This is a genomic window from Halopenitus salinus, from assembly GCF_042662125.1.
GTDB lineage: Archaea > Halobacteriota > Halobacteria > Halobacteriales > Haloferacaceae > Halopenitus > Halopenitus salinus.
In genome coordinates this window covers 1-22,272 of sequence record NZ_JBHSXL010000009.1, presented here as the reverse complement: position 1 = coordinate 22,272, position 22,272 = coordinate 1, and the positions used below count along the sequence as shown (strand labels likewise).

The 22,272-nt window shown below is 54.1% G+C and carries 28 protein-coding genes and 3 pseudogenes; 9 read left to right on the top strand and 22 right to left on the bottom strand.

Translation table 11 applies throughout. The features are described 5' to 3' along the window. Positions 1-41: 41 nt before the first annotated feature. A pseudogene (locus tag ACFQE9_RS09585) lies at positions 42-522 on the bottom strand (IS6 family transposase); the annotation flags it as partial. Between the two features lie 127 nt (positions 523-649). On the opposite strand from ACFQE9_RS09585, the pseudogene ACFQE9_RS09580 reads away from it, so the two are divergent. The 6 genes and pseudogenes from ACFQE9_RS09580 to ACFQE9_RS09555 form a co-directional block, all read left to right on the top strand. Next, positions 650-736, top strand: a pseudogene (locus tag ACFQE9_RS09580) (adenine-specific DNA methylase); the annotation flags it as partial. Between the two features lie 87 nt (positions 737-823). After that, positions 824-1,078, top strand: a complete 255-nt coding sequence (locus ACFQE9_RS09575; protein ID WP_379743841.1) for a hypothetical protein — start codon at positions 824-826, stop codon at positions 1,076-1,078. Between the two features lie 86 nt (positions 1,079-1,164). Continuing rightward, on the top strand, positions 1,165-1,605 hold the full coding sequence (locus ACFQE9_RS09570) for an HNH endonuclease (RefSeq protein WP_379743838.1): 441 nt from the start codon (positions 1,165-1,167) through the stop codon (positions 1,603-1,605). Positions 1,606-2,117: 512 nt separating this feature from the next. Then, the gene (locus tag ACFQE9_RS09565) at positions 2,118-2,693 is read left to right on the top strand and encodes a DUF7342 family protein (protein WP_379743835.1); all 576 of its coding nucleotides are present in this window, start codon (positions 2,118-2,120) and stop codon (positions 2,691-2,693) included. Next, positions 2,690-3,133, top strand: coding sequence for a toxin-antitoxin system TumE family protein (locus ACFQE9_RS09560; protein ID WP_379743832.1), 444 nt, complete (start codon positions 2,690-2,692; stop codon positions 3,131-3,133). Before ACFQE9_RS09565 ends, ACFQE9_RS09560 begins: the two co-directional genes overlap by 4 nt. A 328-nt stretch (positions 3,134-3,461) precedes the next feature. After that, the gene (locus ACFQE9_RS09555) at positions 3,462-3,731 is read left to right on the top strand and encodes a type II toxin-antitoxin system HicB family antitoxin (protein WP_379743829.1); all 270 of its coding nucleotides are present in this window, start codon (positions 3,462-3,464) and stop codon (positions 3,729-3,731) included. 274 nt (positions 3,732-4,005) lie between these two features. On the opposite strand, the gene ACFQE9_RS09550 is transcribed toward ACFQE9_RS09555, so the two are convergent. Beyond that, positions 4,006-5,028 (bottom strand): DUF7961 domain-containing protein, encoded by a 1,023-nt coding sequence (locus ACFQE9_RS09550; protein WP_379743826.1) that lies wholly within the window; start codon positions 5,026-5,028, stop codon positions 4,006-4,008. Between the two features lie 188 nt (positions 5,029-5,216). Further along, the gene (locus ACFQE9_RS09545; protein ID WP_379743823.1) at positions 5,217-5,582 is read right to left on the bottom strand and encodes a hypothetical protein; all 366 of its coding nucleotides are present in this window, start codon (positions 5,580-5,582) and stop codon (positions 5,217-5,219) included. A gap of 441 nt (positions 5,583-6,023) precedes the next feature. Between ACFQE9_RS09545 and ACFQE9_RS09540 the strand changes: the two genes are divergently transcribed. After that, positions 6,024-7,109, top strand: coding sequence for a tyrosine-type recombinase/integrase (locus ACFQE9_RS09540; RefSeq protein ID WP_379743820.1), 1,086 nt, complete (start codon positions 6,024-6,026; stop codon positions 7,107-7,109). Between the two features lie 335 nt (positions 7,110-7,444). Here the strand turns inward: ACFQE9_RS09540 and ACFQE9_RS09535 are convergent, their stop codons facing one another. From ACFQE9_RS09535 to ACFQE9_RS09490, 10 genes are all read right to left on the bottom strand, one after another. After that, positions 7,445-7,675 carry a hypothetical protein gene (locus tag ACFQE9_RS09535; RefSeq protein WP_379743817.1) on the bottom strand — a complete coding sequence of 77 codons (231 nt, stop codon included), beginning with the start codon at positions 7,673-7,675 and terminating at the stop codon, positions 7,445-7,447. Next, on the bottom strand, positions 7,665-7,895 hold the full coding sequence (locus ACFQE9_RS09530; protein ID WP_379743814.1) for a hypothetical protein: 231 nt from the start codon (positions 7,893-7,895) through the stop codon (positions 7,665-7,667). Before ACFQE9_RS09530 ends, ACFQE9_RS09535 begins: the two co-directional genes overlap by 11 nt. A 497-nt stretch (positions 7,896-8,392) precedes the next feature. Then, positions 8,393-9,019, bottom strand: a complete 627-nt coding sequence (locus ACFQE9_RS09525; protein ID WP_379743811.1) for a hypothetical protein — start codon at positions 9,017-9,019, stop codon at positions 8,393-8,395. A 197-nt stretch (positions 9,020-9,216) separates the two neighbouring features. Further along, on the bottom strand, positions 9,217-11,157 hold the full coding sequence (locus tag ACFQE9_RS09520; protein ID WP_379743808.1) for a hypothetical protein: 1,941 nt from the start codon (positions 11,155-11,157) through the stop codon (positions 9,217-9,219). A 200-nt stretch (positions 11,158-11,357) separates the two neighbouring features. After that, positions 11,358-11,714 carry a hypothetical protein gene (locus ACFQE9_RS09515; RefSeq protein ID WP_379743805.1) on the bottom strand — a complete coding sequence of 119 codons (357 nt, stop codon included), beginning with the start codon at positions 11,712-11,714 and terminating at the stop codon, positions 11,358-11,360. Between the two features lie 252 nt (positions 11,715-11,966). Further along, positions 11,967-12,344 (bottom strand): hypothetical protein, encoded by a 378-nt coding sequence (locus ACFQE9_RS09510; protein ID WP_379743803.1) that lies wholly within the window; start codon positions 12,342-12,344, stop codon positions 11,967-11,969. Between the two features lie 311 nt (positions 12,345-12,655). Further along, positions 12,656-13,126 carry a PIN domain-containing protein gene (locus ACFQE9_RS09505; RefSeq protein ID WP_379743800.1) on the bottom strand — a complete coding sequence of 157 codons (471 nt, stop codon included), beginning with the start codon at positions 13,124-13,126 and terminating at the stop codon, positions 12,656-12,658. Beyond that, on the bottom strand, positions 13,126-13,323 hold the full coding sequence (locus tag ACFQE9_RS09500) for a hypothetical protein (protein ID WP_379743797.1): 198 nt from the start codon (positions 13,321-13,323) through the stop codon (positions 13,126-13,128). Before ACFQE9_RS09500 ends, ACFQE9_RS09505 begins: the two co-directional genes overlap by 1 nt. Positions 13,324-13,381: 58 nt before the next feature. Beyond that, positions 13,382-13,744 (bottom strand): helicase-related protein, encoded by a 363-nt coding sequence (locus ACFQE9_RS09495; RefSeq protein WP_379743794.1) that lies wholly within the window; start codon positions 13,742-13,744, stop codon positions 13,382-13,384. Next, the gene (locus tag ACFQE9_RS09490) at positions 13,710-15,350 is read right to left on the bottom strand and encodes a hypothetical protein (protein ID WP_379743791.1); all 1,641 of its coding nucleotides are present in this window, start codon (positions 15,348-15,350) and stop codon (positions 13,710-13,712) included. The genes ACFQE9_RS09495 and ACFQE9_RS09490 overlap by 35 nt, the downstream gene beginning before the upstream one ends. Before the next feature lie 165 nt (positions 15,351-15,515). Here ACFQE9_RS09490 and ACFQE9_RS09485 point away from each other — a divergent pair, with 165 nt between their 5' ends. Beyond that, positions 15,516-15,926 carry a zinc-ribbon domain-containing protein gene (locus ACFQE9_RS09485; RefSeq protein WP_379743788.1) on the top strand — a complete coding sequence of 137 codons (411 nt, stop codon included), beginning with the start codon at positions 15,516-15,518 and terminating at the stop codon, positions 15,924-15,926. A gap of 30 nt (positions 15,927-15,956) precedes the next feature. Here the strand turns inward: ACFQE9_RS09485 and ACFQE9_RS09480 are convergent, their stop codons facing one another. From ACFQE9_RS09480 to ACFQE9_RS09455, 6 genes are all read right to left on the bottom strand, one after another. Beyond that, positions 15,957-16,100, bottom strand: coding sequence for a hypothetical protein (locus tag ACFQE9_RS09480; protein WP_379743784.1), 144 nt, complete (start codon positions 16,098-16,100; stop codon positions 15,957-15,959). A gap of 9 nt (positions 16,101-16,109) precedes the next feature. Beyond that, positions 16,110-16,775 carry a hypothetical protein gene (locus tag ACFQE9_RS09475; protein WP_379743781.1) on the bottom strand — a complete coding sequence of 222 codons (666 nt, stop codon included), beginning with the start codon at positions 16,773-16,775 and terminating at the stop codon, positions 16,110-16,112. A gap of 268 nt (positions 16,776-17,043) precedes the next feature. Next, a protein-coding gene (locus ACFQE9_RS09470; RefSeq protein WP_379743778.1) for an IS630 family transposase occupies positions 17,044-18,044 on the bottom strand; the annotation gives its coding sequence in 2 pieces (ribosomal slippage) (positions 17,044-17,552 and positions 17,552-18,044; 1,002 coding nt in all). 42 nt (positions 18,045-18,086) lie between these two features. After that, on the bottom strand, positions 18,087-18,434 hold the full coding sequence (locus tag ACFQE9_RS09465) for a hypothetical protein (protein ID WP_379743775.1): 348 nt from the start codon (positions 18,432-18,434) through the stop codon (positions 18,087-18,089). 161 nt (positions 18,435-18,595) lie between these two features. After that, positions 18,596-18,844, bottom strand: a complete 249-nt coding sequence (locus ACFQE9_RS09460) for a hypothetical protein (protein WP_379743772.1) — start codon at positions 18,842-18,844, stop codon at positions 18,596-18,598. Between the two features lie 220 nt (positions 18,845-19,064). After that, on the bottom strand, positions 19,065-20,060 hold the full coding sequence (locus tag ACFQE9_RS09455) for a tyrosine-type recombinase/integrase (protein ID WP_379743769.1): 996 nt from the start codon (positions 20,058-20,060) through the stop codon (positions 19,065-19,067). A gap of 223 nt (positions 20,061-20,283) precedes the next feature. Here ACFQE9_RS09455 and ACFQE9_RS09450 point away from each other — a divergent pair, with 223 nt between their 5' ends. Further along, positions 20,284-20,634 (top strand): nuclear transport factor 2 family protein, encoded by a 351-nt coding sequence (locus ACFQE9_RS09450; protein WP_379743766.1) that lies wholly within the window; start codon positions 20,284-20,286, stop codon positions 20,632-20,634. A gap of 145 nt (positions 20,635-20,779) precedes the next feature. Here ACFQE9_RS09450 and ACFQE9_RS09445 read toward each other — a convergent pair whose 3' ends face one another. The 3 genes and pseudogenes from ACFQE9_RS09445 to ACFQE9_RS09435 form a co-directional block, all read right to left on the bottom strand. Continuing rightward, complete coding sequence (locus ACFQE9_RS09445; protein ID WP_379743763.1) at positions 20,780-21,472, bottom strand: hypothetical protein; 693 nt, start codon at positions 21,470-21,472, stop codon at positions 20,780-20,782. A gap of 23 nt (positions 21,473-21,495) precedes the next feature. Next, entirely contained in the window at positions 21,496-22,014 is a 519-nt protein-coding gene (locus tag ACFQE9_RS09440) for a hypothetical protein (RefSeq protein ID WP_379743760.1), read from the bottom strand. 143 nt (positions 22,015-22,157) lie between these two features. Further along, positions 22,158-22,272: pseudogene (locus tag ACFQE9_RS09435) on the bottom strand (IS630 family transposase); the annotation flags it as partial.

Below are 22,272 nucleotides of genomic sequence, written 5' to 3'. Positions count from 1 at the left end.
TGCTGTTAACTTAGTATTTGAGGGGGACGAAACGGTCGTGTTTAGTTTGGAGCATTGAGCCAGGCAGCAAATGCTTGGAGCCAATTTTCGGCGGTTTGAGGCTCAACATGGCTAAAACAGTTCGAGAAGGACGATGTTCGGCGTTTGAGTTCTCGAAAGGTTCGTTCGATGGCATTCCGATTCCCATGGCGTTCTGTCTGAAATCGGAGCCCAGCTCTGGCAAGCGCAGTTTGGAGGTGTTGAGCGACATCGACGCGAAATACGGCGGAGTCAATATCGTGTTTCTGGTGAAGTTCTCGGAGAAAGATCTCGGTTAATGCGGTCGTTGTCGTCGAAAATAATCGGAGATGCAGCAGATCGTTCGTCTCAGGATCAGCTGCAGCGTACAGCCAGAATTGCTGATCATTGAATCGAATCACGGTCTCGTGAATCGCAACGTGATTCGGGCTTCGACCGTCCGTGGGCTGTAGATCGGCCTTCTGTATCCAATTCGTGGATTGCCTTGCGCGACCGCTCGACACCACGTTTCCGGCGGCTGTGTAGATACGCACACACACTTTCATGTCATCGGGCGCGAAAGCCGTCATTAATGTCGGCCTCCGACGCAAAGACTGAGTTTGATTTTGATGAGTTTGACACCACTGTCTCAGACGACGACCTTCGCGAACTCGCCGACGTGACCGGCGACGACACGTACACGCGAGTGCTCGGAGATCGCGACATCACCAGCTACTGAGCGTCGGTCCGCATTCGCCGAGTCTTTGTAGCCGGTTACGCCCGAAACAATTGAGTCAGTTGGGGGTGTACAGGTAGACAGCTGCGTATGAGCACCGAACTGCCCGACCGATTTGACCGCGATCTCGCTGCCCCATCCGAGACTGCAGCGCGTGCACGACGAGCACGTCGTCGGGGTGTCGCCCTCAATGTAGAGTGGGAGGAGGCGTTCGAGATGTACACGGCGCGGGCAAACCGAGATCCGAGACGGTTTGTCCGGTTCACGCGCTGCGATCGATCAGTCACGGATCCGATCATCACCCGTCGCGGTGTCAACAACGGTTCGTCGGATGAGATGGACTGATTCGCTCCGGCGATCGACGGGAATCAGCCCTCGATCGCGGTGTCGTCACAGCAATCCCTCCAACCCGACCGATAGTACCGACCGATATGTCCAATACAGCTCACCAAGACCGAAACGACCGATTCGAACAGATCGCGCTTACGGTCCGGAATAGGGACGCCGGTCGATGTCGTCGATGCGGGACGCCGGAAGGCGAGGAACGACTGAGTGTCCATCACCTCATTCCAGATTCGCACGTGCCCGACCGATTCGATGCTCACCTTCCGGTGAATCTCGTTTCCCTGTGTCGAACGTGTCACTCTGAACTTGAGCCCCGATCGTTGGATTACCAACTCGGTGCCCTTGAGATATCAGATTTGGAGGAGCTGTTGCTCTCGGAGGAGACTCGCGAGGCAGTCAATACACGACTTATTCAGACCGGGCCGGATGAACTCACTATAAAACCCATTACGAAAGCCGACTCAGAGATGTTTCTTGATGCGGATTTTGCCGACACTGCGTCTCAACGAAGCCTCTCCGAGTTCTGAACGGGATCGGTAGCTGCCTGTCGGTGTGTGCCGTCACCGACATCGAGACGCCTCGACTTGACGGTGCACACGACGCTGCCAACCGGACGTTCGTCTGCGGCGACGAGGACGCGTTCGAATGGGTCAAAACTCCGATCGAGTCGTCACCGTCGACGCCGGCAGTGCGCCGTGATCGATCGGATCGGTGAGAACGGGCTGCGTGACTGACGAGCGACCGGTCTCGGCGATCCGAGCGTGAGAAATCAGGTGCGTTTCCTGAGCCCACGTCCGTCTTCGACGCCTATTGGCTTGTGCCGCCGGGCTTCCGGGACATGGTCACACAGGCTCCACGCAGCACCTCAACGCTCGATAATTGATCGGTTGCCCCGTGACATGGAACCTTGGATGGTTGATGGAGAAACGCTCTTGGAGCGAGTCACACCCCCGACGACGTTTACCCGTCGGTGTCTGTGAGTGGTACGGATTATTACGCGTGGAGAAGATTTATCCCGTCTCAGGTCGAAAAACAGCGTATGGAAGAACCGCGCGAGGAGTTGGCGGCCGATGCCGATGAGCGTCCTGAGGCACCGGACTTCGAGGCCTTGACTCCCCCGGAGGAGTTGGTGCGCGGTGATCGAACGCGGGACGATTTCTTCGACGCCGTCCTCGCACTCCACAGTCCAGCGACGGCGAACGACGTCGCCGAAATCGCGGGACACGGTGTCGATGCCGCACGCGAGTACTTGGACTGGTTCGAACGAATGGGAATCGTGACACAGGTCACGGACTCACCAGCCACCTACGAACGGAATCAGGAGTACCTGAATTGGCGACGGGTCCAGAAACTCCGGCAGGAGTACGCCACTGAAGAGCTTCTCGACCTTCTGAAGACGGAGTCGGAGCGCGCAGCGAAACTGGAGAGCGAATTCGACGTCGAATCGCCGGACGAGATCTCGCTTGCGCGATATGCGAGCGAGACCGATCGATCCATCGAGGATGTCTGGGAGCGTCTCTCCGCGTGGCAAACAGCGCGTCGTCGGGTGGCGCTGCTCGAACGAGCCCTCACGACCAAATCCGGTGACGGCGCTGATCTACAATCTGCAGTATGAGTGGCGGCGACGAAAACTCGTCTGACCTTCTTTGCGGTGCGCCGATCGATTTCGACCGGATCGACGCGATCCGAGAGCGTTTCTCGGCTGATGATCGCTTCGAGCGAATCGATGAGCAACCGGCGTTTGCGCCGGATCGTCTGGTGTGTGTGTACGATCAACGATTCTACCCGGAACGAGTTCGTGCTGCTCGCTTGGAGGTCGTCTGGTTCGAGAACGGGGACTTCTCGCTTCATTACCACGAGGAAGACGAGACCGGTGAGTTCGATCACAGATGGGACAGACACCCATCCAGCCATAACGCCCGTGACCACGTTCATCCGGGGCCCGATGCACCGACGCCTGGTGATGACACGTCACATCCAGCTGATTGGCGCGATGTGCTCTCGATGGTGATTTCGGAGATCGAAACCCGACAGCGTGCCTTTTGGGGCGAGTAGAATATCCGTCGCAGTGTTCGAGCGCCCGAACGTATCCCTTTTTGACCCCAGATACCTGTTGTCTGTATAATGCCAATCCCCGGACAGATACCCGGACAGTACAATCTCGTCATTGAGGAAGGACTCGATGTCGTCGATCGGGTGTCCAACTTGGATGTACTGTTCGTAGTCCGCAAAGGCGTCGTCCCGACCAGCGGGGAGGATCACGATTCCGGTCATCTCTTGCATACCGATCACGGATGAAAGGCAAATACGTGGCTACAGACGCCCGCGAACAGTCCCGGTGGCCAAACGCTTATTCCTCTTTCAGCACGTATGCAGTGCAAACATGGCAACGTCGACACGGGACGGGACCGCACACGAGGACGAGATCCGCCTCTGGCAGGAGGATGACTGGTGGATCGCCAAGGACGTCGAGACAGGTGTGACAACCCAAGGAGAGTCCCGCGACGCTGCGCTCGAGAACCTCGATGAAGCGGTCGCACTCCATCGCGGAGAGATCGGGCACGAACCGACGGATGAGGAGCTCGAGGAGTTGGGGATCGATCCGGCGGACAACACGACGGGCGATGAAGAACCCCCGGACGTGCTCAAATAAATGGGGAGACGGACCTTTTCGGGACACGAGGTCGTGAAGGTTCTCATCAACGCTCGTCATCGTCAGGATCCGAGGAAACGTACTCCTCGAAGTCGTCCGAGGTGAGACTCATACCAGATCTCACCTGCCGATTCGCAAAAGGCTACTGGTGGTACTTGGGAGAGTGTTCAAATAAGTCCCTCTACCCTGTTCAAGCAGTCTGACCTGCGTAAGGTATGTCGAAATCTAAAACAGAACATCTCGCTAGAGTAAACAGTACGTTACAGCAGCTGGATCAGTCTTGTGTTAAGAAATCTAGTTCCGAATACTCGTACGTGTAGCACTTGATCCCGTTCGCCTCACAGTGCTTCGTAAGCTCCCCCGGCGAGACATCCTCCTCCTCGAAGTCACCTAAGAATGCGACTGTTACGTTGCCATCGCTGCGCTCCTCGAAGCCTTCGACGACGACCGCCGTGTCCGGATCACTATGGCTGGTCTTGATCACCTGATCGCCCGGAACGTATGGATTCTCCGCGAACGCGAGGTTCTCGTGTTTGTACGTCCAGAGCTTGACGTCCTGGTCATCGCAGTACGACGCGAGGATCGCGGGGTGGTAGTCACGCCATGCACCAGGTCCCTCGTCGAGCGTACTCGGGAACGCGACTCGCACCGCTTCGCCGTCCATTTCGTGTCCGAACGCCCCGGTGTTCTGTTCCGGCGGGAGTACCTCGACGACGATCCCTACCGATGGTTCCGCGTCGCCGTCCTTCACTACCCGATCCCCCGGTGAGAACGGGTTCTCCGGCTTCTGGTTCATGTGTGCGGTGTTGGGGCCGAGGTCGAGCAGCTCGTTCATCGGTCGAGCCGCGAGGTGGTCGAGTTTCTCCGGGGAGTCGCCCGAAAAGGCGGCCTCGGTTTCGACCTTCGACGTCAACGTCTCGAGGCGTTCCCACCCGAGCAGCATCAGACTGTCCTCGTTGTCCCGGTGCCAGACCATCACGACGATGTCGTCGTCGGGGTCCCGATCGACAAGGGACTCGGGGAGAAAGGCGGAGACGTCTCGGGACGACTTCACGTCGATCGAGTACCCGAACACCTCGAAGTCGTGCCCGGCAAAGCTCTCGGGGTTACATCGCCGGATCGCCTCCTCATTCTTCCACTCCCACATCTCGACGGGGAGATACTCGCGACAGAACTGCTCGAAGGCGAGTTCACCGAGGTTGCCGATCCGCTTGACGTCCAGGTCGTCGGCTCCCTGAATGACCGCCTGGTGGTGGGCTCGTTCGTGATCGATCTCGTCCGGGGTGAACCGATACATGGCTTGCGTATCAGCCAGCGTCTAGAAATAGCTTCAGTATGGAACCGTCGGTAACGGAACTCCGTGCGGTGTTACAATCCCGATCGTCGACGACCCCCCTGCTGTTGCGTGATTCTCCCCGGACCGGTCGGCGACGCCGATGCGTCGGCCGGCGGCCTCCCCCTTGCTGATGCGTGTTCCCCCCGGACCTACGCCGCGTTGAGGTAGTCGTCAGGGGGATACCCGGCCTTCGAGACGAGCTTCCGTGCGTCCTTCCGGACGGCTTGGTTCGCGGGACGCTCCTCGTGTGTCCGGATGTGTTCTTTGATCGAGGCCGCCACCTCGTCCATCAGATCAGGTCCTGCGACGTCGGTAACACTCTGTAACGTCTTTCGATAGCCCGTCTCCGATGCCGGAAATCCCTGACGGGAGCCGAGCACCTCATCGTTTACCGCCGCGATCTCGTAGAGATGGCCCCTGATTCGCAACTCCAAGTCTCGATGCACGTCGTGGATTCCAATCCGAGTCCCTATATAATCAGGGACTGCCGACAGTAGCAGTCCGCCGTTTGCCATCACCAGCAATCCCGGAATTGCTAATATCTGAATACCGAAATTGCCAATGCCCGTATCCCGAAGTTGCCAACGTCCGTATCCCGAAATTGCCAACGTCCGTATCCCGAGATTGCTAACGTCCATGTCGCGAAATTGCCATTGGACGATAATCCAGGATTACCAAGGGCTGGGTACCCGAGATCACTTCAACAACCAAAGTCGTGACGCGCCGGGACGACACAGCACCAGGTCACGACCTGGTTAGCAAGTTAGCTATCGAATAGTGGGACACCACTCACGCGCCTGAATGCGGAGACGGGAGCTGAAGCAAGCATTCTGTCGGAGAAGTCGAATTTCCGGAAGCCAGTTCACCAATTATTCTACCCAGCCACCAATTCTGACAATTTCACCAATCCCAATTAATTGGACCGTATTTATACTAGGGAGAGATTGAGACGGATGATGGCCGGTAGAGAACTGGAACCAATCACACCGGAGGACGCGATCGACTGGTATCTCGATCACCGTCGCGACGAACTCCGGAAGGCGACCCGGTACACGCATCGCTCCGCGCTCAACATCTTCCACGACTGGACGGAAGAAGCGGACCTTGCCGATTTGAATGACCTCGGTGGTCGGGATCTCGTGGCGTTCAAGACCTGGCGAAAGTCGGAGACCGACATCAAGACGGTTAGTCTGAACGGGACGCTCGCGGTTATCCAACGCTTCCTCCGGTTCTGTGAGACGATCGACGCCGTCGAGGAGGATTTGGCCGACCGCGTCCCACTGCCCAACGTGCCGCCCAACGAGGAAGTCCGAACCGACGTCCCCGAGGACAAAGCCGTCGAAGCCATTCGATCGTTCTATCACCGCTTCGAATACGCCTCTCGCCGTCACGCCCAGTTCGAACTCGTGGCCGAGGTCGGCATCCGCCTCGGGGCGCTTCGAGCGATCGACCTCCACGATATAGAGACAACGGAGGCGGTCATCCACCTCCAGCATCGCCCCGAATCGTCGGACGTGTACGGGACGCCGCTGAAGAACGGCGCGGACGGGGAGCGAATCATCAACATCCCGCCGGAGCTGGTGGACCTGCTCGAGGCCTACATCGGTCACAACCGCAACGACGGTACCGATACGTTCGATCGCGAACCACTCTTCACGACGACGAACGGGCGTGTCTCGACGACGACCATTCGGCGGGATTTCTACAAGCTGAGTCGACCGTGCGAGTACGCACCGGAGTGTCCCCACGACCGGGAGATCGACGACTGCGATGCAGTCCAGAACGCCGAGGCTGCCAGTTGTCCCTCCTCGTTCAGTACACATCCGCTCCGGAAGTGGGCAATCATGTCGCAACTCGACGCCGGCCTTCCGAAGGAACTGCTCAGTGACCGCGTCGACGTCTCCGTGCCCGTTCTGGACAAGCACTACGACCAGCGGACGGAGGAACGGAAGTCGCGTCGGAGACGGGAAGCGCTCGAAGCAAACCTTTCTCAGTACGCGATGACGGACGGCGGTCGACCTGTGGACGAGAATAAGGACTGATTGACTCTGTTGAAATCTTCTGGAATTGACAGGAGAGGCGTACTGAATACAGAGGATCTATTCAGCAGTGTGTTTGTCACTTACTCAACCTCGGTCAGAAAGGGTGTGACCGAGACAGAGAGTGTATCCAACAGTTTATCTAAAACTGCATTTATGCCCTATCAGGAGCAAATGTACATCGATCATCTCCATACTGTGGGAAAAGTCCCCGATTGCGAAGGGGTTTGGGATCAGGTTGAACGCCCCGAATCCGTGATGCTTCGCGTCGATGTGTCCGTGAAGCCGACCGAGGGACACAAACATCTTTCATCACTCAGTACACCGGTACTGAACCTCTACGGTTCTGGATGGTCGTACTCCTGAAACGCGTACTCCCCTTTTCGGATTGCCCAGTACTTCGAGTCCGCTTCGAGAACACGGTTGTGTCTCAGGGCGATCTCAAGTAACTCGCGTGCTTGCTCCGAAGCAACCTCCTTCTCGTCGACGACGTCCACGAGTTCGTCAGTTGTGCATCCAGGATGCTCGGCAACCAGCTCCACGATCGCGTCGACGTCGTCACTCGGCATCGTCGACGTCTTCAGCCACCCAGTACTTCCCGTCTCGCTCGACGATCTCGCCTTCGTCGACGAGCTCCTCTAGGACGTCCGCAACCTGCGACCCGTCGTAGTAGCCATGCGTCGCGATCACGCTGATCGACGTCGCCGGCGACCCACGGTTGTGCTTGACGACGCTCCGAACGAACTTCTTGGATGGCCGCTCGCGAGACTGGCGTGGCTCCTCGGACATACGCGCTCGTTCGTGAGCAACGTGGATAGGTCTTCGTGACGTCGCGAAGAGAGAAGCAGCCGACCGAACCTGGTGAGTGGTGTGGTAGTTTGTGGTGATGTGGAAAGTCACCGGCCGGCTGCGAGTTTTGTTCCTTTGTAGGTGATAAAAAGGACACCGATCAGTGACCACTCCAGAATAGCTGAATCAATTAGATAACACCGGTGATAGAACCAATCACTATCCCGATCGTGACTAGTAGAATCAGGTCACCAACTCCTAGCTGACCATCTTTACTATTACCAAGAAGCCATGTGACTATCGCAGATCGCGGAACACCATTAACGATATTCCACCCCCGATCGTTATCGCTTGACATACAATAACAAGGACGAACATGATATAAACATATTGCCAAGATGGTCACGGTCTGACCCAGGTTCAAGGTGATTCAACCGAGCGGATCCTCACGAGGAATACGTGGGCGGCCTCAAAATCGTCGACGTCGCCATCGTACATCATGGAATGAGGTCATAACCAGCCTGCAGTCCTTCCATAGTCAGCTTCGCACCAACCTGTGTTCCGATACCAGCACCATACTGTTTTGCTCGCCCAACGAGGTCGCGAAGACGAGACTCATCTGTGTTCGCATCTTCGATTTCATTCTTGAATTCACGAATTAGGTCTTTCAAATCCTCTGCCTCCTCATCTTCAAGCATTGCATCGTCAACTTGACTGATGATTTGAGTGTATGCCTGTGATTGTGTGACCTCTGTTTCCTGAGTTACATCGGTATTTTGCTGGATAATGATCGGGCGCATCTCTGTGACTTCATCGATCTGTTCAAAATCAGCAACATCTAAATCGAATATATCTGCAATTTGCTCTGTTTGGAGTTTGATTTTCCGAATATCCTCATTTGCAGCCTCAACTGTCTGCACACGCCGTAGTGATGCCCTTGTCCCTTCTACCGGATCAATTTGATGTATACGTTCGTTATCTGGATATTCATCCAGGAAGTCCTCGAGAATCTGATTAAACTGTTCAGCTACCGTCTCTGAAGAGGTAGGTTCTTTCACCTCCAGCATTTCAGCTGCTTGATCATGAACACGCTTCAGGGAACGTACGAGGTATGAATCGACCATAACTCAGCATATCATCCTTTGCGAATAAATCCCTATGCAGCGTTGTTCAATCGATGTCGACTGTCCCGAGATCCTCGATATGATGCTCCTTGGGAATGACTCGTTCCGCGTGGAACTCTCTGCTTTCAGAAGGTGGATCCATCTAGCTGTCGGAGTCACACCCGAGGGACCGGTAGGTGTGGACGTCTCGACCGCAGTTAGATACGTTCTACTGTCGTTGATTCTTCATCAAAGCTGACACTCCCTTCAGCTTCGGAGAGACGTACACGAACCAACGCTAATTGGTGTGGTATCTGGAAGTACTCCGAGATCTCCTGAAGATTTCGTCCGCCATTCACGTATCTCAGGAATTTCTCCTGTTCGGGTAGTCGTGACCAACTATATGGTCGGATGACTACTGGGAATATGTACCTGCCTAGTTTTGGGACTAGCAATGTTTCAGGGATGCCATATTTAGCGTGATGTGTAGTACGATTCACACGGGCGAGTACTCGGAGTATATCGCTCAAAATGATGAACGAGATCAACCTATTATTTTCGCCCGAACGTAGTAGCCCGTGTGCGACCCTATTTCGGATATTTCCGCCAAATTGCTGTCCAATGGGTTCATTATACATATATCGAATATACTCCAGAAAATCCTCGTCGACATATCCTTTTAGTCTCGGGATAAGGCTACCGAGCGTACGAGTCCCCGTCCCTTCGTCCATAAGAGCATCCACATCTTCACCTTTCTCACGGAGAAGGTTGTATAGTACCGCCTCTATCTGAGTACCTCCAATATGAATAGCCTCCATATGGTTTTCTTCGAATACATTTGTGACAATCCGAGTTAGATAACTCAAATTGTCAGAATCAAGATCCGGTATCGAGTTTATAAATCTGTAAATGTCTACCTCCATTAGGTCGCCTTCATAGATTAACTTGTCAAGTACACCGATTAGAGTTGACGTCGCAATTCGGGCCTCAATGGAGTATCTTGCTGGAAGATCTGCCTCCTTGGGGTCAAACTCAATATAGTGTCCCTGTAGTGAATACATAGTTTTCGAGAGTGCGTTATGAAGACCATAAGTATCTCCACCCTCCCGAAACGCTGGTACAAGTTCGTCCCGAGTTAACAACCAGAATAATGCTGCATCTGTATTATATACATACTTGATCTGATTGAATTGTCGAACAAATTTGATTACACTATCTTGGTGCAGGTATCGCTGACGGGGTGAATCGACGACCGCACCTTCTCGTTTTAATTCACGAGATGCAGATTTGATTGCGGATCGCAACCTTTGTTTCAACTCCCGCATTTCGTCATCAGATAGATATTCACGTACAGCCTCGTCCTCTAAGGCCTCTGCAAGCTCGTTAGCTTCAAGACCAGCCCCTCTTTCTGATTGAAGATCTGCGCTTAGTCGATAGGTCTCAACATAGCGTTCTTTAAGATCTTGGGTGGGAATATTAAGCACATCAGCTAACTCCATAGTATGGCTAAGCACCTGGCGTTCCTGGAAATATTGCTCTTTGTCAGACAATTCATTTACCACTTGCACACACAGACCAAATGTCCTTTTTTCGGGAGGGGAATCCGGGGAGAGAAGAAATTCGTTGTCCAATAGTAACTGAAGCAAGCGACGTAAATTACCTAGGTGAATATCTGACGTAGCGGTGACCCTATCGATTAGTTCAACGGCCCTTTCAACCTCTAATCGGCCTGCAGAATCGATTTGACTCTCAAATTCTACGATAGCTTGGAGACAAAAAATTGCAACAGAATGCCATCCTTGGCGCAGAGCATATTCATACTCTAGATCTAGCAATGCGATTGCAGCTCGTCCATTGTTATACGCTTCCCGGCTATTATATCCCTGTTCGTCTCTCTTATCCCACTCAACAGCGGCCCCGGCCGCAACTAGGGCTCTACTTCCGGTACTTGAATTCTCTACCAATTCCCGGATCTGTTCATCAGGTGAATCGCCAAAATCTTCTGCTACGTCTATCCAACCAAACACCGACCGGAGGCTCGCCATGATATGGAACTCTTTCTCGGGATTATTCTGTGCTGCTTGCCAAGTTTCGTCAAATTCCGATTCATCTGGGAAATAATACCCATACCTGTCATCTGCGACAAAATGGAGGAGCATAAATGAACTCACAGTTGGTGATCATATAGTCTCTTTGTCGAAATGAACTAGAAAAGCACAGCCCGGCGGCGACGGTGGTGAGTGGTGATGTGGTGGTGAGAGTGGTGTGGGTGGATGTTGTCGACGGGCTGTATCTTTCCTCCTGATCTGTGTGTAAAAACAGCGTCGGTTGAGCATTGTCGGTCGCAATCGTCACTCTCTCAACCGAGCGGATCTTCACGAGGAACTCGATAGAACCGTCGCTCTCCATTTACTTCAATCAGAATCTTGTCTGGAGGGAGTTTTTCTTTAACCTCGTTCTTCACACGCATCAGATGTTCTCGATCAGGCGGTGCTAACCCAACCCCCTCCCAATCGGATAAGGAAATCGGGAATGGACCTACCTCTTCTATATCGTTTGATCTTGGAACGTTGAGATCACTCGCTCCCGCCTGATGTGTCGAGTTCGGCGTTACAACCAACCAGTCCCCATCGGTAGTGAACCAGTCCGGAGCAAGAACCTCATTTTCGTCATTCACATCCAGCACACCGTATACATCGACCTCATCTCCGCTCATATGTCAATACTATCGCCCCCAGAACATGAGTGATGGGTGATCCAATAGGTGTCAAGTAACCCTACAGCTCATTCATCAGATGCTCGGTCTTCTTTCGTTGAGCAGCTGTCTTGCGGACCTCGATGAACCCGTCGACATTCAGGTTGACCCACATTTCGTCGTCACGGTTCTACTTCTCGATGATCTCTCGCCCCTTAAGGTAATAGAGATCGGCTGGACTATGGATTGCGGATGGCCGGTAGACCGGTGGTTTCAGCTACCAACTACGTACCGAAAGAAATTGACATCCTCCTTTACATTTCGAGCGTCTTGTAGGTTGGAAAGTGCATTTTCTGCGGAGAGGCTGATATTATATGATGAAAACCATTCCTCTCTACTCTGCCTTTTTCGTTCGTCTCGATTATCTGGAGTGTCTGCTTCCCGTGCTTGATTATAAGTCTGGTGTGAGTCGAGAATGTAGCTCATCTGCCGATAGAATGCCATAACATGGCCGATCTCGTCATCAGTTAACCGACCAAGATACGGGAGGTGTTGATCGTACATCTTCGTCGATACTTGATCTTCAATCTGTATTCGAACTGACCGTATATCGTTTTCTTCCTCCGCAAGCGATTTCAAGAGTTCTTCCATCGACTCCATCTCACCGTAAAGCGCGCGTCGCGTCCGTCTCGACTGCCTGTACTCGCGGTGAGTACTCAGCACGTATGTCGAGATTGCACTAAACAAAGCGCCAGTGAGGATGTAAAGCAGTTGTTGAGGTAGCACGTCGACAACACGAATGACAAGCGAGGTCTAAATATCCCGGTATTAGGGATGACGACTGACGCTACGAAGTGTCCTCGACAACACGCTCATCGAGTACTCGATACCCGTGCCGACCCCGCTCAACGAGCTGTGGGGACGGGTGCTGCTGCCGATCGACAGCCGAATTGAGCGATGATCTAGGGTGGCTCAACGTGGTAGATCGGGATATAGTCGATACCGTATTTGGAAAGGTCACACGCTGCAAACGCTCGGTCGCACGTGTAGAGGTCGATGTGGCGATTTAGTCCCCACGCAGCAACGAGTACCGGGGCGTCCTTCGCCTGAATGTCTAACAATTCTCCGAGAAACGAGTTTGAAGGTGCGATCGCTTCTTGCCGATGGTCCATTCGCTCTACACTCGACTGCGACGGCATATCAACAGACGGGGAGTGGACAGCAATTTGTGTGAACAGTTGCTTTGCGCGCTCGATATGATCTGGTTCGTATCGTGACTTCGGATTCTCTAATCGGCTTATCACCTCATTAAAGATGTAGGCCGAGACATAGACATCTCGCTCACCACGTGCAGCCTCATTGACAAGGTCTGCTGGTTCAGAATCCCGGAAGAGACACCCGTGTAGCCAGATATTCGAATCGAAAAGATCCATTAACTGCGATCGAGCAACTCGTCTTCCGGATCCCGTGACTTAGTGGAGGTGTCTGACGATCGCTCGTCAGGTTCTCGAAAGTCGATCGGACTCCATCCAGCTTCCTCTTCAAGCTCGTCAAGCTCCTCAAGCGTCTCCTCGAGGTCGACCTCGGATGAGAGTGAATCCGCGATCTGGTTGGCAGCCGATTCAGTCATACACGATGCTACGCCCCCAGAGTAATTAAGTATGGGGCTGAGATGTCACTCGCCATCGTCAGACACTCCCAACCTCTCGTTTCGTGATGTCGATGCCCTTTTCGGCGAGATACTGCGTTGACTCACGACCCCAGTCCTCCTCGCCGGACCCCTTCGTCAGCAGCAAGTACACCTGCGAGTCGCCGAACGGCCGCATCGTCCGACCCGCACGTTGGCCAGTCTGTGACCTCGAGGAGCACATCGTTGACGCGAGGATGGCCACCTCCGCGTCGGGCAGGTCGATCCCCTCGTCACCGACGCGGGAGATGATCAGCGCCTCAAGGGCTCCCTCTCGGAACTGCTCGTATAGTTCCTCGCGATCGGCGTGGCTCGTCTCGGTGCATAGGTTACGAGAACTGTGTATCGAGGAGCTTCTCCGCATGTTCCACGTCGAACGCGTCCGATCCTCGGAACACTGACAAGGGTAATTCTCGGTCTTCCTGTGCGTAGTCTTCTTTCCAGAGCGTTGCTAGCTCTTGGAAATCGCGTGCTCGGACTAACCTGATATGGGTTCCAACCTGCATCTCCAGTTGTAACGCATCCGATTCCGCTTTTTCAGTGAAATCAGGCGCGATGATCAGGAACCACTCGACATCGTGCTGCTGGCTTTTCGTGTCGATGTAATTTTTTATTTTGCTTCGAGTGCTGCTCCCGAGCCGAAATTTCTGACGTCGACGTTTGTTGTCCCACAGCAACCACTCCTCATCTTGTTCGATTTCACCGTCGGCGACGACACCACTCGAATGCTGACCGAGTTGGTTCGTCCCCTCGAGGTTGAACACCTCGCTAAAGATCTCGGCTGTGGCGTCCTCGAAGAGAATATCCATCTTCTCACGAGGGTTGTCTGCGTCAACGAGATCCTGGATCTGCGGTGGTATCTCGGTCACCGACCCATCGGCGATCTTTTCGTAGGTATCTAAGTACAACTCAACGGCGGGATCGTCATCGTCAACCGTCTTCTGGGACTGCTCGAAGTACTCGATAATCGCCGACACCATCTCGTCAGTCCTTCGCTTGTGAGCATCCAAGCCGTACTCGTCCACGATCGCTTTCAGGTCGTCTTTCGGGACCACTTCTTTCAGCAACTCGCTGGGGTAGACACCCGATTTGACGATGTTTTCGCGACGGTTCGCGTTCTTACCATAGTTCTTTCCGGTGACATCAAACACCTCACGAGCGTCGATGAGAACCTGTTGCCGGTCGAAAACATCGAGTGTATCCAGCATCCGCTGAAAGTTCGACTCAGACATCTCATAGTATAGCCAGTCCTGAACGTAATCGATGTAATCATCTGGGATGCCGACGAGTTCACCGCCGTCATCAGGGCTGACTTCATATACGAGTGCCTGCTCTTGGAGCGACCAGAGCCCTTTCTCGATCGTCTTCAGTGCGTGTTCGGGGTTCTCTGACCGGGAGACTTTGGGAAATCGTCCGATTGCAGAAAGCCGCTGGAAGAAGTCGAGCCACGTGAAGTAATCGCGTTTGTGTTCACAGGAGCGGTTGTGTAGCTCAAAGTAGCTATACACCATATGAAGCTCCGAGTCATCGATCTGGTCTTTGTAATCGACCGCTGCTTTCGAGAGGTGAAGTAGATCGTCGGACTCTGCGAATGATTCATCATCATATGACGAAATCAAGTCGCGCTGCCAGGCCTGAACCTCATCCAGAAGCTCGTCCTTCTCCATGCTGTAGTCGGACTGCTGGATCAGTTGCCGGAGGATACCGTATCGGATAGTGAGTGCTTGATAAGCCGAATCATTGATCTCGCCGACACGGGGTGGTGTGAAGTTGTTCAGCTCCTCCCGGACACGTGTCTCGGATACGAGCGCAGGGACGTGTGTCTCGAGATAGGCCTCTCGATTGTCGAATCCATCATGTTTGAACTCCTCTGGGTCGAAATCGCCAACCTGGAGTTTTGTATCAGCCTTTATGAACCGATCACGCTCAAACCGGTGCCAGTTTTGATCGACAAGATCTTCGAGTCTCATATCTAGAGATAATTATACCACCAGTACTTCAATATAAGTCCTCAAATACACCATCCTCAAGACGAACGAAATCACATCCGGGGCTAGCCGCCTCATCCACTTGATGTCGCGAAGAGAGAAACAGCCGGCCGAACCTTTAGTATCTGACAGTCCGCTCATGACCGTATGCCCAAGTGCCCCGCGTGCGGGACGGCCGTGACCGACATAGCGCAGTACTGTTCGGAATGCGGGACATCGCTTGACGACATCGGGGAGACGCAGGTCGCCGGCTCTGACGTCGATCTCGAGCGAGAGGCTGATCGATCGAGCAACACGTCCCGGGAGTCGATGTTCTATATCGGCGCTGTGCTCGGTGTGTTCGGCGTCGTCGTGTTTCCGTACGTCTTCTTCCTGGTCGCGCTACCCGAGGCGATCCTCCATCTCGTCAGAGGTCACGGAACGCTCGAGTACCTCTCGCGGGATGCCCGAGACAACCCCGCCATGAAAGGGACGTTCTTGATCTTCCGGTGGTACGGGAACTTCCTGATACTAGCGTTCTTCGCCGGGATCCTCATCGGATTCCTCTTGCTTATCTAGGGCGGCTTCTCACCTGCCTCATCCTATCGCTCAGTCTGGGCGCTTATCGAGCACCTCCTCGAGAATCAGCTGGGTATCCTCGGCGGCAGCCCGTCCGGGGACGTCCTCCGGGAGCTCGACTAGCGCGCGGCCGAGGAACACGCGGGCGTCCTTGAGGTCGTCGACATCAACCACGAGTTCGTGCTACTGTTTACGGGTACGAGTGAGTAGCAAGGTAAACATCAGGATACCGAGGCCTGCAGCGACGATTCCGAAACCAGTTACTGGAAGTGCACTCGGCATCTCACTGCGCGCCTCAATGTGTGTATTTGTATATGCTTCTCCCCCTGTCCGTGTCCAATTTGCGGTATTACCATCTACCTCATCCGCATTAGATTCTACAATATTGCCAGGCATATGTAGAGTATAATCGAGAACCAAGCCAGACATAGCCTCTCCACCGAGTTCTGATGTTTCTTCAGATTGTGCAGACTCATTCACGAATGCAGTATCTGTGTATGTGAGTTCACCATCATCCTCTTCGAGTGTAATCGCATCCATCTCCGAACTCGGTATCTCGGATAGCTGGATGTTAATCGTCGCTTCATCTCCATCGATCTCCTCACTATACTCGATACGATCAGACTCCACATCAACATCATCCGTCATTTGATCGCGGAGGCTCTCATACCCCTCTTCCTTAGCTGCTTCATTCAGCCAGCCATAGACTGTCGTCGAGGTCGTGATATTCAGATCATACCGTTCGATCGTGTTCGCATCCCCTACCTCTGCAGTCACTGATATCGTCGCACATCCTGAAAGCCCTACTAAAAGAGCTACTGCAACCGCTGCGAGTACTTTTCGATTCATACGGGCGTAATATGAGAGACGATATATAGTGGTTTGGGAGGTCATAACACAGATTTTTGGATCTGTTGAAATCCACTGATATTGACAGGAGTGACGTGCTGAATACAGAGCATCTATTCATCAAAATGGAAGATTATAGCACCAACAACAACGCCCAAAAATAGGAATGGCATAACAGCCAGTATAACTATTCCCGACATTGGTTCTGGGTTGTAATAGATATGTAAAACTAGTTTAAACCAAAATAAAGGAAATGATATAGTAGGCACTAGAAGTAATTGCCCACTTTAGGAACAGAGAGTTTGTCGAGAGCGGTGTCGATCGCTGTTGTTAGCTCATCGAGCGAGTCAAAGAAGCGGTTGCTAAGAGCCTTTTGCAGCTGTCTCCAGCATTCTTCGACCGGATTCAACTCCGGTGAATACGAGGGTAACGTCACGAAGGCGAGGTCGTCACGGGCCGCCAGGTCCGTGACCGCCGACGCCTGAAAATACGGCGCTCCGTCCACCACGACGATCAAGTCATCTTCGAATTCTTCGCATAATGCCAAAATGAAATGTTTCGCGTGTTCAGCCGTGACGTATTCGGTAAATCGAGAGAAGAAGCGATCACCGTCCTCGGTGATCGCGCCCAGCAGACACGTCCACTCACGTTGGCCTGAAAGCTCGACAGAGGGCCGCGTGCCCTGTGGAAACCACGCGGCACGCGGCTCAACTTGGACGGATTTCTTGGTTTGGTCGATACAGACTACGGTGGCGTCCATTTCCCGCCGCTTTTTTTGAGCTCTTCGTGGAACTCCTCTTGCTCGTCTTCGTCGGCTTCGGCGGCTGAGCGGCGTGGTTTTTGATAGCTCAATCCCGCTTCTTTCAACAGCCGCCGGCAGCTGGGGATTGAATACTCGACGCCGTACGTTTCTTCGAGATACTGTTGGGCAAGCGCCGGCGTCCACGCCGGCGCGTCGATCCCAACCTCTTCAGGTGATTCGTGAACGGTTTCTTCGAATTTTTCTTGCTGTGATTCTGAGAGTTTACGGTTTCTCCCAGTTCGTTTATCGTCAGAAACGGCTTGCTCAAGCGACTCGTCGGTGTCGAGTCGCTTGAGCCAGCTGTAGATCGTCCGCCGCTGAACATCGTACCACTCGGCTAGCTCGGTCTGCGTGACACCGTTCTTGTACGCGATTGCGGCTAAGAGCCGTTGTGTCGGCTTCTTTCCGTCCACGTCGTCAAGAGCGTCTTGCAATTCCTTGACGGAGATCTCGTCGAGATGTTCCACTATCTCTTACAGCAGTCTCCGAGCAAAAAGTTCTAACGGTTACTATAGAAATGTTATGGACAAGGAAATAAATGCGATCACCAAGGGACCGGAGGTCTTTGGAAGGGAAGCTGCTGCAAGCGGACTGTACTCTTCAATAAACATTCTAAATTTCCATTCATACATTAAATCTAAATTGATGTTACCAAACATTTTATATTTACCTCGCTCATGATATTCCCGGACTCTTCTAGCACAGACATAGCTAATACCGCCCGTTACTACCAAACCAAAAAAAGAAGCTATGTAAATGAACTCACCCAGTTCAACCCAAAGAAGTGATGCAACTACTGCAGGCCAAAACAGCATAGGTGGCGCCATTTTCAATACGTTATCAATACCGAACGGCATACTGAATTCAATTATCCTTATTGCTGGTAAATGTAGTGTCGGTCAGGCTATCAGAATTGCTGAATTTGCGCTGTGTATTCAGCACGGTCTCAGAGAACTATCACCGAGTGAGGGTTCCAACAAGACCGACTGATTCGGTTCCGTCACCCGATTTCTTCGGGTTATGTTCCGTTGCTTGCAGATCGGCTCCCCGTTCCAACTTCATCTCGAACGACGAAATAGAGAATCCAGACGATGATGCCTCCGAAAAACGCGCCGAGCGCCCACGCGAGCGTATGGCTGCTGTTCCGTTCCTTTGCGTCCCGATATATGAGCGCAGTCACGACCAGTGCTGGGATGAGGAATATCCCGGTGACGATAAATATGATCAACAGTTCTGGACCGACGGGGACGCCTTGAAGGAGGGGCATTATCCTACCAATTAGGAGATCGTTGATAAAAGGATTCCCCCCGAGATACGTATGACGTCCGGAAACGTGTCTTACCGGATCAAGGCGTGAATAGCACGCGATTCCTACTGGATGCGGAGTGTATCAATAGAGATAGAACAACGAAATTCGTTCTTGTACAAGATATCTACCTCCATAGTGTCGTACTACTCTAAAAATTGGAGGAGCTACCGAGAGACTCTCAGATGTTCTCGAGATACCCTCGTCGCTGCTCTAGCTTGACCTCCTCTGATCTCCGATCGTAGTGCTGTTCGAGCACGTCACGGCTCACGTTCATTCGATCGCTTACTACCTCCGTCGGCACGTCCTCAGTCAGGAAGTGCGTAATACTGCCTCTCCGAATCGCGTGCGGACTCACGGACTCCGGACAGGGAGTATCGGAGTCGTCTTCACAACCCGGGCACGGGGCGTCCCTGAAACACGGTGCGGTCGTCTTGTATACTGCCCGACGGATCCCGGTTCGGCTCAAGCGACCGTAACAGCTCGTGAAGAGCGGCTCTCGGCCGTAGTCGTCGACCTCGTCAGCACGGTCGTGCTCGACGAACGCCCGAAGCACCTCGGCGAGCTCGTCGGTAATCGCGACGGGCCGTTCGCCGCTCTTACCGTTCTTCAGAGTGGTTCCTTCCTCGGGTCGGTGCACAAGTCTGATGTATCCGTCGTCGACGTTGACGTCGCTCAGGTCGATGGAGTTTGCCGCGCCCAGTCTAATGCCCGTCTCCCAGAGCAGCGCGATGATGGCGTGCTCCCGGGAGGCGAAGTGAAACTTCCAGAGGTGTTCGAGGACCGCCTCGGCCGCATCGGCCTCGAGCATGTCGTCGCGCTGCCGTTGCCCGGGGCTGAGCGTCGGAACCATGACCTTGTCGTAGAGGTTCGGCGGGACGGCCTCGATGGAAGCGGCCCACTTCAGGAACACGCGCAGCGAGCACATCTGGTGGCGCAGCGACATCTTGTTGATGTCGTGCTCCTCCATGTGCCAGAGCCGGAACTTGTGGAGGTCCCGGCCGGAGAGGTCGTTCATGTTGTCGATGCCGTTCTCGTCGCACCACGTGCTGAAGTGCTTGGATCGGTACTTGTGACTCCGAACCGTCTTCTCGGTACAGTGGGTCGCCTTGTGGTCGAGAAACAGCTCGCGCGCGGTGCTCGGATCGATCGGATCGAGGTCGTGATTGTCGCTCATTCTATTTTCACGAGCCCCGTGTAGAAGGCGTGAAGCGGCCGAAATCGGGGGAGAAGCGAACTAGCGCACCTCGAAATTAGTCCGCCCCAACCCATCCGGAATCCGCACGATTAATAGTACTGTCGTGGCAGCAGTATCTCCTTTTCATGATCGTTGTGTCCCCGTCGTGTGAGATGGTCAATACTTATTGCTATTGATTGTCATACTCTCACGTGGATTTCCAATGAGCGATACCGAAGCCGTACTCGACCATCACTTGGAGGCGTTCGCCACTCAGGATTTAGACGAGGTCATGATCGACTACGCGGAGGAGTCGACCGTCGTCACGAACCTCGGCGTCTTTCGCGGGATGACTGAGATCGAGGGCCTGTTCGCGGACATCTTCGACGAGTTCGGACAGGAGGGGTCGACGATCGAAGTGATCGATACGATCGTTGAAGACGAGTTTGCCTATCTCCTCTGGCACGGCGAAACGCCGGACAACGTCTATGAGTTCTGTACGGATACCTTCTACATCCCTGCCGAGACGATCGAGTTCCAGACGTTTGCCGGCAAGATCGAACCCAAGGACTGAACGGCTGGTACCCATTGAGTCCCGTCCGTCGAAACACCGCCAACATCGGGACTGGACCCACGAGCTGTTGAAGACTAAAGTGGTTCGACCACGTCGTCCGGGGGTTGCTGCATACGGAAAACCCACGTTCCGGGAGCGACGGGAGTCATTGCTCGTAGATGTAGACCGCTCTCCCCTCGGAACGTTCGCCTGCGACGATCATCGTCCCGTTTGTGGTCGCTATCGCGTCGCCGAACCGCTCGGATGAACCGGGCGCAGTGAAATATACCCCTCGCGGATCGTTCGTACTAGACGGCTGATCCAGTTCGTAAACCGCACCGACCGAGTCGTCGAACCGAGCGTGCGGTGCGCCGACTAGCAACGCATCACCATCCATCACAACAGTGTTACCAAAATACCAATCGGAATGGCCACTGGGGGCAGTGTACATCCGTTCGCGAGACCACCGTCCATCTGAACGGTCGAACACGTACGCTGTATCGTTGCTGTAATCGCCGATCAATGCCGTCCCATCACCCACCGAAACCGACCAGCCGAAGTGGTCTCCCCCCGTCGCTCCGGAGAGGGTCGTTCGGTGGCCCCAGGTACCGCTCGATCGGCTGAAGACGTGAACGACACCCGATTCGGCGCGCCGACGTTTCGGTCCTGACTTCGGCGGCATTCCGACCAGTATCGTCTCGCCATCGATCGCGGTTGATCTGACGGCCCGTCCGTCGTCCCGGTCAGCACCAGACAGCGTCTGTTTCCGTCCCCATTCCCCGCTTTCGCGTTCGTAGACGTCTACGAGCCCGTCGCCGTCCGCTGTCCGCAGGACGGCCGTATCATCGTCCACCGCCATCGATTCGATGTAGACGCCCTCGGTTAGCTCCGTCGCAGCTGCCAGCCGTCACCGTTCGATCGCTCGAACACCGACACGGGGATCCGCGACGTCCCCGAGTAGTTGTACTCGTTGCCGACCAGCAGCGTCGACTCGCTGGCCGCGATCTGCCCGCCGAAGTAGTCGCGTTTCCGTTGCCGACCAGTCAGCGTCGTCGTCTGGTCCCAACCGTTCTCCAACGGCTCAAACACGGCCACCATTCCGGCTTTTTCCACGCCATCGCGAGCAGCCTGGGGAACGCCGACAAGGACGGCATCGCCCGTCGTAGCGACCACCTGCCCGAACGATTCCGATCGATCAGGCCCGCCGAGAGTGGCCACCGGAGACCGGGATTGGGAAACCGCGGTGAACGGGTTCGGCGAGACAGTCTTCCAGCTTTCGCGTTCGGGGTTGGAACGGGTTTCGTCCCCCGAGAACACCTGCAGACAGCCACCGATGCCGGCGAGCGTTCCGCCCGCGAGACATCCCAGGACCGTCCGTCTCGTCTGCTCGTCGCTCACCATAGTTCACTTTCGATGACTGATGCGGAATAGCTTTTGTACAGATCGATTCGCCAAACCTGCTCCGATCGAAGCGGCATGTGGGACACGCGCTGGATATAACACGGGAAGAATACGGGGGGTTCCCTGGATAGTTATAGTAGATGTTAGAAATAGTTACTCACTTTTGGAATAGAGAGTTGTTCAAGAGCGGTGTCAATCGCTGTTGTAAGCTCGTTGAGTGAGTCAAAGAAACGATTGCTGAGCGCTGTTTGAAGCTGT

Excerpts from the sequence above, each read along its gene's own strand:
- ACFQE9_RS09575 (WP_379743841.1), top strand. The coding sequence starts at position 824 with ATGAGCACCGAACTGCCCGACCGATTTGACCGCGATCTCGCTGCCCCA.
- ACFQE9_RS09570 (WP_379743838.1), top strand. The coding sequence starts at position 1,165 with ATGTCCAATACAGCTCACCAAGACCGAAACGACCGATTCGAACAGATC.
- ACFQE9_RS09565 (WP_379743835.1), top strand. The coding sequence starts at position 2,118 with ATGGAAGAACCGCGCGAGGAGTTGGCGGCCGATGCCGATGAGCGTCCT.
- ACFQE9_RS09560 (WP_379743832.1), top strand. The coding sequence starts at position 2,690 with ATGAGTGGCGGCGACGAAAACTCGTCTGACCTTCTTTGCGGTGCGCCG.
- ACFQE9_RS09555 (WP_379743829.1), top strand. The coding sequence starts at position 3,462 with ATGGCAACGTCGACACGGGACGGGACCGCACACGAGGACGAGATCCGC.
- ACFQE9_RS09550 (WP_379743826.1), bottom strand. The coding sequence starts at position 5,028 with ATGTATCGGTTCACCCCGGACGAGATCGATCACGAACGAGCCCACCAC.
- ACFQE9_RS09545 (WP_379743823.1), bottom strand. The coding sequence starts at position 5,582 with ATGGCAAACGGCGGACTGCTACTGTCGGCAGTCCCTGATTATATAGGG.
- ACFQE9_RS09540 (WP_379743820.1), top strand. The coding sequence starts at position 6,024 with ATGGCCGGTAGAGAACTGGAACCAATCACACCGGAGGACGCGATCGAC.
- ACFQE9_RS09535 (WP_379743817.1), bottom strand. The coding sequence starts at position 7,675 with ATGCCGAGTGACGACGTCGACGCGATCGTGGAGCTGGTTGCCGAGCAT.
- ACFQE9_RS09530 (WP_379743814.1), bottom strand. The coding sequence starts at position 7,895 with ATGTCCGAGGAGCCACGCCAGTCTCGCGAGCGGCCATCCAAGAAGTTC.
- ACFQE9_RS09525 (WP_379743811.1), bottom strand. The coding sequence starts at position 9,019 with ATGGTCGATTCATACCTCGTACGTTCCCTGAAGCGTGTTCATGATCAA.
- ACFQE9_RS09520 (WP_379743808.1), bottom strand. The coding sequence starts at position 11,157 with ATGCTCCTCCATTTTGTCGCAGATGACAGGTATGGGTATTATTTCCCA.
- ACFQE9_RS09515 (WP_379743805.1), bottom strand. The coding sequence starts at position 11,714 with ATGAGCGGAGATGAGGTCGATGTATACGGTGTGCTGGATGTGAATGAC.
- ACFQE9_RS09510 (WP_379743803.1), bottom strand. The coding sequence starts at position 12,344 with ATGGAAGAACTCTTGAAATCGCTTGCGGAGGAAGAAAACGATATACGG.
- ACFQE9_RS09505 (WP_379743800.1), bottom strand. The coding sequence starts at position 13,126 with ATGGATCTTTTCGATTCGAATATCTGGCTACACGGGTGTCTCTTCCGG.
- ACFQE9_RS09500 (WP_379743797.1), bottom strand. The coding sequence starts at position 13,323 with ATGACTGAATCGGCTGCCAACCAGATCGCGGATTCACTCTCATCCGAG.
- ACFQE9_RS09495 (WP_379743794.1), bottom strand. The coding sequence starts at position 13,744 with ATGCGGAGAAGCTCCTCGATACACAGTTCTCGTAACCTATGCACCGAG.
- ACFQE9_RS09490 (WP_379743791.1), bottom strand. The coding sequence starts at position 15,350 with ATGAGACTCGAAGATCTTGTCGATCAAAACTGGCACCGGTTTGAGCGT.
- ACFQE9_RS09485 (WP_379743788.1), top strand. The coding sequence starts at position 15,516 with ATGCCCAAGTGCCCCGCGTGCGGGACGGCCGTGACCGACATAGCGCAG.
- ACFQE9_RS09475 (WP_379743781.1), bottom strand. The coding sequence starts at position 16,775 with ATGAATCGAAAAGTACTCGCAGCGGTTGCAGTAGCTCTTTTAGTAGGG.
- ACFQE9_RS09465 (WP_379743775.1), bottom strand. The coding sequence starts at position 18,434 with ATGCCGTTCGGTATTGATAACGTATTGAAAATGGCGCCACCTATGCTG.
- ACFQE9_RS09460 (WP_379743772.1), bottom strand. The coding sequence starts at position 18,844 with ATGCCCCTCCTTCAAGGCGTCCCCGTCGGTCCAGAACTGTTGATCATA.
- ACFQE9_RS09455 (WP_379743769.1), bottom strand. The coding sequence starts at position 20,060 with ATGAGCGACAATCACGACCTCGATCCGATCGATCCGAGCACCGCGCGC.
- ACFQE9_RS09450 (WP_379743766.1), top strand. The coding sequence starts at position 20,284 with ATGAGCGATACCGAAGCCGTACTCGACCATCACTTGGAGGCGTTCGCC.
- ACFQE9_RS09445 (WP_379743763.1), bottom strand. The coding sequence starts at position 21,472 with ATGGCGGTGGACGATGATACGGCCGTCCTGCGGACAGCGGACGGCGAC.
- ACFQE9_RS09440 (WP_379743760.1), bottom strand. The coding sequence starts at position 22,014 with ATGGTGAGCGACGAGCAGACGAGACGGACGGTCCTGGGATGTCTCGCG.